General features: G+C 62.5%; 8 protein-coding genes. 1 reads left to right on the top strand and 7 read right to left on the bottom strand.

Going from position 1 to position 10,066, the window contains the following annotated elements; all coding sequences use genetic code 11:
• The 7 genes from HX803_RS26810 to iolC form a co-directional block, all read right to left on the bottom strand.
• Positions 1-997, bottom strand: a 997-nt coding sequence (locus tag HX803_RS26810) for a Gfo/Idh/MocA family oxidoreductase (protein WP_178924912.1), incomplete at its 3' end; no start/stop codon positions are given.
• A gap of 150 nt (positions 998-1,147) precedes the next feature.
• Positions 1,148-2,158 (bottom strand): Gfo/Idh/MocA family protein, encoded by a 1,011-nt coding sequence (locus HX803_RS26815; protein ID WP_176999046.1) that lies wholly within the window; start codon positions 2,156-2,158, stop codon positions 1,148-1,150.
• A gap of 18 nt (positions 2,159-2,176) precedes the next feature.
• Positions 2,177-4,108 carry a 3D-(3,5/4)-trihydroxycyclohexane-1,2-dione acylhydrolase (decyclizing) gene (iolD, locus tag HX803_RS26820; RefSeq protein ID WP_178924914.1) on the bottom strand — a complete coding sequence of 644 codons (1,932 nt, stop codon included), beginning with the start codon at positions 4,106-4,108 and terminating at the stop codon, positions 2,177-2,179.
• Between the two features lie 85 nt (positions 4,109-4,193).
• Complete coding sequence (locus tag HX803_RS26825) at positions 4,194-5,015, bottom strand: TIM barrel protein (protein WP_178924916.1); 822 nt, start codon at positions 5,013-5,015, stop codon at positions 4,194-4,196.
• 25 nt (positions 5,016-5,040) lie between these two features.
• Positions 5,041-5,829: a 5-deoxy-glucuronate isomerase gene (iolB, locus tag HX803_RS26830; RefSeq protein WP_078742045.1), complete on the bottom strand. Its 789-nt coding sequence runs from the start codon at positions 5,827-5,829 to the stop codon at positions 5,041-5,043.
• Complete coding sequence (iolE, locus tag HX803_RS26835; protein ID WP_178924918.1) at positions 5,826-6,719, bottom strand: myo-inosose-2 dehydratase; 894 nt, start codon at positions 6,717-6,719, stop codon at positions 5,826-5,828. Before iolE ends, iolB begins: the two co-directional genes overlap by 4 nt.
• A 176-nt stretch (positions 6,720-6,895) precedes the next feature.
• Positions 6,896-8,833 (bottom strand): 5-dehydro-2-deoxygluconokinase, encoded by a 1,938-nt coding sequence (gene iolC, locus HX803_RS26840; RefSeq protein ID WP_178924920.1) that lies wholly within the window; start codon positions 8,831-8,833, stop codon positions 6,896-6,898.
• 284 nt (positions 8,834-9,117) lie between these two features.
• Between iolC and HX803_RS26845 the strand changes: the two genes are divergently transcribed.
• A complete protein-coding gene (locus tag HX803_RS26845; protein WP_176999041.1) occupies positions 9,118-10,026 on the top strand; it encodes a MurR/RpiR family transcriptional regulator in 909 nt (302 codons plus the stop codon).
• Positions 10,027-10,066 lie beyond the last annotated feature (40 nt).

The raw sequence follows: 10,066 nt of genomic DNA on the forward strand, positions 1-10,066 counted from the left end.
GCTCATGACTGAGCCGTGCGGCGTCCAAAATACGCGTGGTTTCCAGTGCATCAGCGGCCTCCACCGGCAGCGGCCCCTGCCCTTGCACAGCACTGTGCAACTGTCGATAGAACTGCGTCCAGCAGCCTTTTTCCGACGGCACCCGCTCACGCTCCTCGCCCTGCTCGAACCAGCCCCAGCGCCGGTGTTCTTCCGCGCCCCAGTGCTCGCCTTCGGTTTTCGGCGACTTGCCGGCCATCAGCAACGCCTCCTGGCCATCCAGCCCGTCGACGGTGTAGCACCCGGCGGTGCCGCTGACCCGAAAGCGCGGCCCCTGGCTGTTTTGCAACGCGCTGCCCCACAGGTGCGAAATCACCCCGTTGGCGTGGCTCAGCGACACAAAGAAGCCATGGTCGAGCGTAGGGTATTCAGGGCTGAACTGCAGTTGTGCGAATACCCGGTCGACCGGGCCGAACAGTTGCAACGCCTGGTCCACCAGATGGCTGCCCAAATCGCGCAACCAGCCGCCACCGCTGGCGTTGCCCACGGCCTCGGGGGTGTAGCGTTCCACACGGGATTCGAAACGGGTGATGGTGCCCAGGGCGCCGGCATCGATCAGTTTGCGCAGGGTCAGGTAATCCGAGTCCCAGCGTCGGTTCTGGTAGACGCTGAGCAGCGAGCCCTGACGCTCGGCCGCCGTGATCAGGGCCTGGGCCTGTTCGGCGTTGGCGGCAAAGGGTTTGTCACTGACCACGGCAACACCGTGCTCGATGGCTTCCAGCACCAGGGCCGGGCGGCCTTTGAGGGTGGTGGAAATCACCAGGGTGTCGACGCCGGCTTCGACGATCTGGCCGATGGAGTCAAAGGCCTTCACGCCCGGATGGTCAGTGTTCAATTGCTGGCGGCGCTCGGCTGAGCGCGTGACCACGCCGACAAACGTGGCGCCTGGCAGCGTGGCAATCAGCGGCGCATGAAAGAAGCGCCCGCCGTGGCCGTAGCCAACCAATCCAATTCTCATGAGTCGATTCCTTCTTGAATTGGAAACCCGGTCAACTGTGGGAGCTGGCTTGCCTGCGATGACGGTGTATCAGGCACTGCATTTTTAACTCAAAGACCGCTATCGCAGGCAAGCCAGCTCCCACATTTTTGAACGAGTTTCTTCAGTGGTTCAGCCGTAGAAGTGCGGACGCTCCGGCAAGCTCACCTTCACGATCTGTTCACTGCCTTGCGCTTCAATACACGCATCCGCCGCCACCGCTGCCGCAAACCCATCCCACGCCGACGGCCCGCCGACTTGCCCGGCCCGTACGCTGTCGATGAAGGCCTGCAACTCCACGTCATAGGCACCGATGAACCGATCCTTCCAGTCCATCAGAATCGCGTTGGACAGCTTCGCACCACTGCGCAGTTGCACTTGCGACGGCTCCGGCAGTTTGGCGATACCGGTCTCCCCCACCACTTCGCACTGGATGTCGTAGCCGTACTGGCAGTTCACGAACACTTCCACGTCGATGCGCGTGCCCTTGGCGGTTTCCAGCAGCACGATCTGCGGGTCGCGCAGGTGGGCCAGGGCCTTGCTGGATTTGCGCGGGAACACCACCTGCACCGACACGTAGTCGTCGTTGAGCAACCAGCGCAGCACATCCAGCTCGTGGATCAGGGTGTCGGTGATCGCCATGTCGGTCTTGTAGTTCTCGCCCACCGTCGGGTTGCGGTGCGCGCAGTGCAGCATCAAGGGCTCGCCGATCTGGCCGCTGTCGATCACGGCTTTCAGGGCGCGATAGCCTTCGTCATAAGGGCGCATAAAGCCGACTTGCACCAGGCGTTTGCCAAACGCCACTTCCGCGTCGACGATCTTGCGACAGCCTTCGGCGGTGACCGCCAGGGGTTTTTCGCAGAACACCGGCTTGCCGGCAGCAATGGCGGCCAGCACGAATTCTTCGTGGCTCGGGCCCCAGGAGGTGACGAGCACCGCCTCCACTTCAGGCGAACGGATCAGCGCATGGCCGTCGGCGTACACCTCGGCGCTGATATTCAGGTCGGCCACCACCTTGGCAGCCTGCTCCAGGTTGATGTCGGTCACCGCCACCACCTGGCTGTTGAGCAGGGTCTGGCTGCAACGACGAATATGGTCCCGGCCGATGGCGCCCGTACCGATGACTCCAAGCTTCAAAGACATACAAAACTCCTCTTGTTATTAGTACTGCCGGGCCTTCGCCAGGTGTTCATTGAGTTTTTTCGCCGCCGCATTCGTGCGTTCGCTGGTGGACACCTGCGCCACGCCCACCCGCCACCACGACAGGTAGCCGTGGACCATGGTCTTGGGCAGCACTTTGATGTCGATCAGGGTAGAAACGGTTTGCGTGCGCGCATCCGCCAGGGCCGCTTCCAACTGCTCCACGGTGCTGACCTTGTAGGTCTTGCAGCCGTAGGCCGCCGCGCTCATCGCGAAATCCACCGGCACCAGGCCGCCGTCGAGCTTGCCGCTCTCGGGGTTGCGGAAGCGGAATTCGGTGCCAAAGCTGTCCATGCCATTGCCGATCTGCAGGTTGTTGATGCAACCGAAGGCCATGTTGTCCAGCAGCACCACGTTGATCTTGCGCCGCTCCTGAATAGAGGTGGCCAGTTCCGAATGCAGCATCATGTAGGAGCCATCGCCGACCAGGGCGTAGACCTCTTTTGCCGGCTCCGCGAGCTTCACTCCCAGCGCCGCGTTTATCTCGTAGCCCATGCACGAATAGCCGTATTCGACGTGGTAGGTGTTCACGCCCTTGCTGCGCCAGGCGCGCTGCAAATCGCCAGGCAGGCTGCCGGCTGCGGCGACGATGATGGCGTCGTCGGCCAGGGTTTCGTTGAGCACGCCCAGCACGCGACTCTGGGTCAGGCAGGAGCCGGTCAGCTCGATGAATTCGCGCAGCACCGCGCGGTCCAGGTGGTCATCGACCTCGGGCACAAAGTCGTCGCCGGCATATTCCACCTGATGCACACGGTCCACTTCGGCGTCCAGCTGCGCCTTGGCCTCGGCGACCTGCCCGCCCCAACCGGCACGGTAGTCGCCCAGGGCATCGGCGAGGGCTTCGAGGGCGACCTGTGCGTCGGCCAGCACCTGCACGCCGTCCAGCTTCAGGGCGTCGCTGGGGCTGATATTGAGGTTGAGGAATGTCACGCCCGGGTGCTTGAACAGCGACTTGGACGAGGTGGTGAAGTCGGTGTAGCGCGTACCGACACCAATGATCAGATCCGCCTCGGGCGCCAGCAGGTTGGCCGCCAGGCAGCCGGTCTCACCAATGCCGCCGACGTTCAGCGGGTGGCTGGACACTACCGCACTCTTGCCCGCCTGGGTTTCTGCGAAGGGAATATCAAAGCGCTCGGCAAAGGCTTGCAGCGCGGCATTCGCGCCGGAGTACTTCACCCCGCCGCCACAAATGATCAGCGGCTTGCGCTTGCCCCGGAACGCGGCCAGCGCGTCGCCGATCATCGCCGTCGTGGCCGGGCGACGCTCGATACGGTGCACACGTTTTTGCAGGAAATAATCCGGATAGTCCCAGGCCTCGGCCTGCACGTCCTGGGGCAATGCCAGGGTCACGGCGCCGGTTTCAGCCGGGTCAGTGAGCACGCGCATGGCGTGGATTGCCGCCGTCATCAGTTGTTCGGGGCGGTTGATGCGGTCCCAGTATTTGCTCACGGAACGGAAGGCATCGTTGGTGCTGATGCTCAAGTCGTGGAATTGCTCGATCTGTTGCAACACCGGGTCCGGCTGGCGACTGGCGTAGACGTCACCAGGCAGCAACAGCAACGGAATCCGGTTGGCGGTGGCGGTGGCCGCCGCGGTCAGCATGTTGGCGGCGCCGGGACCGACCGAAGCAGTACACGCATAGATCTTGCGGCGCAGGTGCTGCTTGGCAAAACCGATGGCCGCGTGGGCCATGCCCTGCTCATTGCGGCCCTGGTGCACCACCAAGTCGCCGGCGTCCTGCTCGAGGGCCTGGCCCAGGCCCAGCACGTTGCCATGCCCGAAAATCGTAAACACCCCGGCGACGAATTTGCTCTGCACGCCATCGACTTCGATGTATTGGTTATCCAGGAACTTCACCAGGGCCTGGGCCATGGTCAATCGTGTTGTACTCATGTTCACACCTTGTGAATGCAATTCGATCGTTCAACCCCGATCCACTGTAGGAGCCGGCTTGCCGGCTCCTACAGGTTGATCGTTGTCAGGTTCGGGATTTCTGTAGGTGGGCAATACTCGCGCCCAACGCCTGCTGGATATCCGCCAACTCGTGCACGCTCTCGGCGAACGGTTCAAACGACAGGTAACCGCTGTAACCGGTGCTGAGCAACGTGTCGATCTGCGCAGCATTGCCCAGAATGTCGCCCTCGCCCACCAGCACGCGGTGGCCGTCGCGGATCGCGTTGAGCGGCGCCTCGGCATCTTCTACGCCGGAGATATGCACCAGCCCGGTCAGTTCCGGGAAGAACTCGTGCTCGCTGGCCAGGTGATGGTGGAAGGTGTCGTGCACCAGGCGGAACACATCCAGGCCACCGATGGACTGGATCGCGTCCACCGCCACGCGTTTGCGCCGCAGTGAGCATTCTTCAAAGCCCAAGGGCTCGATAAACCCGAGAATCCCATGGTCACGCAGGATCAACGCCAGCTCGCTCAAGGCCGTGCGCAAGCCGGCTGCACGCTGGGCTTCGGTGCGGGTGTCGCCGCGCTCATTGAGCGGGCACATCACCAGGCCCTTGGCCCCGCATTCACGGGCGTAGGTGGCGAGCTGGATGGCCTGGGCACGGCGCTCGTCATTCCACACATCGAACGGGTACAGCGCGTTGATCGACAACACCGTGATGCCCTGCACCGCGCACAGTTCACGCACGCGGCTGGCCGGGGTGCCGAATTCAATTTTTTTGTCCCCGAGGTCATTGCGGATTTCGATGGCATCGCACTTCAACGCCGCCGCCAATTGGATGAAGTCCGGCAGGGACAGGTTGGGGGCGACCATGCGGTTAAGGGCAAAACGTAACGGCGACTTCATTGTTGTTGTTCTCCGTCCAAACCGGTTAAAGGTCCAACAGCCAACTGTGCTGCGGGTCGTTATGGAAATGCCAGGCGCGCTTGGGGCCGGCCATCACGTTCAGGTAGTACGACTCGTAGCCGTACGGCACGCTGACCGGGTGATACCCCTTGGGCACTACCACCAGGTCACTGTTTTCCACGGCCATGGCCTGGTCGATGCTGCGATCGTCGGTGTAGACGCGCTGGAACACAAAACCCTGGGGCGGGTTGATCTGGTGGTAATAGGTTTCTTCCAGAAAGCTCTGGTGTGGCAAGTCGTCGGTGTCGTGCTTGTGCGGCGGGTAGCTGGACGAGTGGCCGGACGGCGTGCGCACTTCCACCACCAGCAGCGAATGCGCCGGCTCGCTGTCGGGCAGGATGTCGCACACATAGCGGGTGTTGGCGCCTTTGCCGCGCACACTGCGCTTGCACTGCTCGGGGCGGATCAGCCGGGGTTCGTAGCCGCTGGCACCCGGCGCGGCGCAGACGGCAATCTGCACGTCGCTCAAGGCGGTAACCTGGGCATCGGTGCCAGGCGGCAGGTAGGCGGCGAAGGGTGATTTGTCTTCGAACACCGACTGGCGATCACCGAGGTTCTGCCAGTTGAAGCCCTCGCCCTCGATGTTCACGCGACCGCTGAGCAGCACCAGGCACAGTTCTTGATCGCCGGCGGTCACCGGCAAGGTTTCGCCCAAGCTCAGGCGATACGCGGCAAAACCTACGTACTCCAGGCGCCCGTCTTCCAGGGCGACCATGGTTTGCCCGCGTTTGCTGCTTTTGACCAACAGGCTCATTGTCCAACCCTCTCAGTGAGAAGCGCACGCAACGTGTCATAACCCTTTTTCGCATAGATGTAGCTGGGCGCCACAGCCGGGTCCTGTTCGGCTTCCACCACCAGCCAGCCTTCATATCTGGCGGCCAGCAGCACATCGAGCAGTTCGGCAAAATCGATATCGCCGTCGCCAGGCACGGTGAAGGTGCCGTTGACGATGCAATCGGGAAAGCTCCACATCTGGTTGCGCGCCAGTTGCACCACCGGTTTGCGCACGTCCTTGAAATGCACGTGGCAGACGCGGTCGATGTGTTTGCGCAGCACGTCGATGGGCTCGCCGCCACCCATGTAGCAGTGGCCGGAATCGAACAGCAGGCCGACTTCGGGGCCGGTGCGACTCATCAGTTGGTCGATGTCTTCCGGAGATTCGACGTAGGCGCCCATGTGGTGGTGGTACGCCAGGCGCAAGCCCTGGGACAGGGTGAAGCGCGCCAGTTCAGTGAGCTTTTCGGCATAGTCCTGCCAGGCCTGTTCACTGTGAAAACGCGGGCGTTCGATCAGGCGGATTTTCGAGCCCTGGATCGAGTCGGCGACCTCGCCGTACACCAGCACGGTGGCGCCGTTCTGTTTGAGCAGCTCGACATGCCCGGCGATGGCTTCGATTTCTTCGGCCACCGAGCGACGCGCCAGGCGGCTGGAGTACCAGCCGGAGACAAGGGCCAGGTCATAGGGGCGCAACACATCGCCCACGCCCTTGGCGTCCTTGGGGAACTTGCCATTGAGTTCAAAACCTTCGTAGCCGATGTCCTTGCCTTCGCTCAAGGCAGTGCTCAGGGGCGTCTCGCCGCCCAGGGCCGGCAGGTCGTCGTTGCTCCAGGAGATCGGGTTGATGCCAATTCGGATTGCGGGCATGGCTGCACCTTTTATTGTTTTCAGATATCACTGAGATCTGGCTTCTGTGGGAGCTGGCTTGCCTGCGATGGCATCAACTCGGTATGTCTGATGGACCGAGTCGTCTGCATCGCAGCGGTGCGGCGACCCGACAAGCCAGCTCCCACATTGGATTGCATTTCAGATTGAGAGCATTTTCAGTCCCGCGCTTGGCGCCAGGCGTTAATAAGCTGTTCGAAGGTGGCCTGCACCTGCTGGATCAACGTCTCGTCATCGATCTCCCCCGCCAGCCACGCACGGCTCGGTTCCTGGAAGATCGTGCGGCCTACGGCAAACCCTCGGCAGGTGGTGCTCTGGGCGGCCTGTTGGAAGCCATCAGCGAGGCATTCGGCCGACGCATTCAGGCCCAGCAGCACCACGCCTCGGCAGTACGGGTCGCGTTCCTGGATCAACTCGTCGAGTTTTTTCCAGTCTTCAGCCGACTGCGCTTCGATCTTCCACCACGCCGGGTAGATGCCCAGGTTGTACAGGCGCTTGAGGCTGCGGTAGAGCACGTCGGGATAAGTAGACGGGTGATCCTTGGGCGGGATGACTTCCAGCAGCAGCTCATGGCCACTGACTATCGACGCCTCGTACACCGCCTTGAGTTGGGCTTCCTGCTCCAGGCGCAGCATGGGTTCGTCGTCGGGGTGGAATTGCACCAGGCACTTGATGATCTGTTCTTGCGGCCAGGCGATCAGGTTGCTGCCCACCGAGCGGCCGTGTTCGAACGCCAGGGGCCGCGAGTTCTGCACTTCCACCGGGCGCGCGATCCACCAGCCACGACCGCTGGCGGCGTTGAGCGCGTCCTGGCCGAAGCGCTGGTCGGCCAGCAGGCCCACGTCAGCTTCAACCCCTTGCTCGGCGAGTTTTTTCTCGACGCGTTCGATGGCCTGGATAAACAGTTGCTTGGCATCGCTGATGCGCGCCGGGTCCTGGCCGCCCTTCTGTGCCAGGTCCACCAGTTGCCAGCGATGATCGAAGGCAAACACGAACAACTGCTTCCAGGCTTTGCGCGGCACCGTCACCCGGTGCAGGCGTTGCAGGGTCACGTCCTGGTCGGGCCGGGTGATCGGCACCGGGCTGTTAAACAGATAGTCCAGTTCGGCGGGCGTCGGCATGGCCGGTGCACAGGCATGACGCGACACCACCAGGCCGCCACAGGCGTTGGCCAACTGGCTGCAGCGCTCATCACTGGCATCTTTGATCCAACCACTGAGGAAGCCCGACATAAAGGCATCGCCCGCGCCGAGCACATTGAGCACCTCGACGCGCACGCCGGGGTAGATCGCGCCGTCTTCCAGGCGTGCCGGGATTGCGCCGTGAATCACCGTGCAACCCTGCGGGCCGAGCTTGACCACCAGGGTGGCCGGGGTCAGCGAGCGCACGGTACGCAAGGCGGTGAGCAGGTCTTCGCTGCCACCGGCAATCAAAAATTCTTCTTCGGTGCCGACGATCAGGTCAAAGCGCGGCAGGATGGTTTGCACGTGCTGGCTGACATTCTGGTCCGCAACAAAGCGCGTCTCGCCGTCGGCCTTGCCCGCCAGACCCCACAGCACCGGGCGGTAGTCGATATCGAGCACGCGCTTGACGTTGTGCTTGGCGGCGTAATCCAGCGCCTGGATGCTGGCCTTGTACACGCCCTCGGTGGAGAAATGCGTGCCGGTGATCAACAGGGCTTTGCTGGAAGCGATGAAGGCTTCGCTGATGTCTTCGGCGCGCAGGGCCATGTCGGCGCAGTTTTCGCGGTAGAACACCAGAGGGAAGGTTTCGCGGTCCTTGAGGCCCAGCAGCACCAGGGCGGTAAGGCGCTCCGGGTCGACCTTGATGCCGCTGACATCGCAGCCTTCGCGGGCCAGGGATTCCACCAGGAAGCGCCCCATGTGGTCGTCGCCCACCCGGCTCAGCATGGCCGACTTGAGCCCCAGCCGCGCAGTGCCGAAGGCAATGTTGGCGGAGGACCCGCCGAGGTACTTGGCGAAGCTGGACACGTCCTCAAGCCGCGCACCCACTTGCTGTGCGTAGAGGTCGACGCCCAGGCGCCCGAGGCAAATCAGATCCAATTGACGCCCACTGGCAAAACGAGTCTGGCCCATGCTGGCTCCTGTTATTTTTATCAGCCTGCGTTGTGCCGCCGTGGCGACGGCAAACGCTCTTGGTGGGAGCAGACTAGAACGTCCGGCGACGGCAATCAATATTTATTCCATAATTATTTTTAGTGGAATATTTTTTCCAATACACCACCTTGAAGGCTCTGCCCCGACACTGCATCGATTCAGCAGGCCAGGCACGCCGTGATGCCGGGGTATTTTTTTGCGCCTACCCTGTAGACTTGCGCCACCCATCAGCGCATCAGACGAACAAGCCAGAAGGATTGCCCATGTCCAGCACCGATCACGAGACCACCCTGGAAGGAACCATCGCCAGCCCTCCGATCAATGCCGAGCGCCTGTTGCAGCTGATCACCGACGAATACGAAAGCCTGCCGCGCCAGCTCAAGCGCATCGCCAGCTACATGAGCCAGCAGAGCGACCGGATCATGGTCGACCGCATCAGCGACATCGCCCGCGAATGCGAGGTGCACCCATCTGCCATCGTGCGGTTCTCCCAGCGGTTCGGCTTCAGTGGTTTCAGCGAAATGCAGGCGCTGTTTCGCGAGGCCTACACCCACAAGACCACGCCGGTGCAGAACTACCAGCAGCGCATCCGCAGCATGATCGCCAACAAGTCGCAGAAAGCCAGCGGCGGCGACCTGGCGCGGGAATGTGTGAACGCCACCCTGTCCGGCATCGAGCGCCTGGGCCTGGAACTGGACGACGCGGCCTTCGAAAAAGCCGTGGACCTGGTGGTCAATGCCGACAACATCTACGTGGTCGGCGTGCGCCGGTCCTTCGCGGTGGCCGATTACCTGGTCTACAACCTGCAGCACACCAACAAGCGCATCCACCTGATCTCGGGCCTGGGCGGCAGCTACCGCGAGCAGATGCGCAGCGTGCGCGCCAACGACCTGGTGATCGCCATCAGCTTCACGCCCTACGGCAAAGAGACGCAGCACTGCCTGCGCATCGCCCAGCATCACCAGGCCAAGACCCTGATCATCACCGACAGCAACCTGTCACCCCTGGCCAAGCGGGCGAACGCGGTGTTGCTGGTGAACGAAGGTTCCTCGTTTGCCTTCCGCTCGTTGAGCGCCACCTTGTGCCTGTGCCAGGCGCTGTTCATCGCCGTGGCCTACCGCCTGGAACTGAAGGTGGACGAAATCCACGAACAGGTCGGGTTCGACGACTGACGCCTGTCGCACCACGCCCCCTGTAGGAGCTGGCAAGCCA

This window comes from Pseudomonas sp. P7548 (assembly GCF_013386585.1).
GTDB lineage: Bacteria > Pseudomonadota > Gammaproteobacteria > Pseudomonadales > Pseudomonadaceae > Aquipseudomonas.

What these genes read in the sequence shown, in the direction of transcription:
- iolB (WP_078742045.1), bottom strand. Translation starts at nt 5,829, where the DNA reads ATGAGCCTGTTGGTCAAAAGCAGCAAACGCGGGCAAACCATGGTCGCC.
- HX803_RS26845 (WP_176999041.1), top strand. Translation starts at nt 9,118, where the DNA reads ATGTCCAGCACCGATCACGAGACCACCCTGGAAGGAACCATCGCCAGC.
- HX803_RS26825 (WP_178924916.1), bottom strand. Translation starts at nt 5,015, where the DNA reads ATGAAGTCGCCGTTACGTTTTGCCCTTAACCGCATGGTCGCCCCCAAC.
- iolD (WP_178924914.1), bottom strand. Translation starts at nt 4,108, where the DNA reads ATGAGTACAACACGATTGACCATGGCCCAGGCCCTGGTGAAGTTCCTG.
- iolC (WP_178924920.1), bottom strand. Translation starts at nt 8,833, where the DNA reads ATGGGCCAGACTCGTTTTGCCAGTGGGCGTCAATTGGATCTGATTTGC.
- iolE (WP_178924918.1), bottom strand. Translation starts at nt 6,719, where the DNA reads ATGCCCGCAATCCGAATTGGCATCAACCCGATCTCCTGGAGCAACGAC.
- HX803_RS26815 (WP_176999046.1), bottom strand. Translation starts at nt 2,158, where the DNA reads ATGTCTTTGAAGCTTGGAGTCATCGGTACGGGCGCCATCGGCCGGGAC.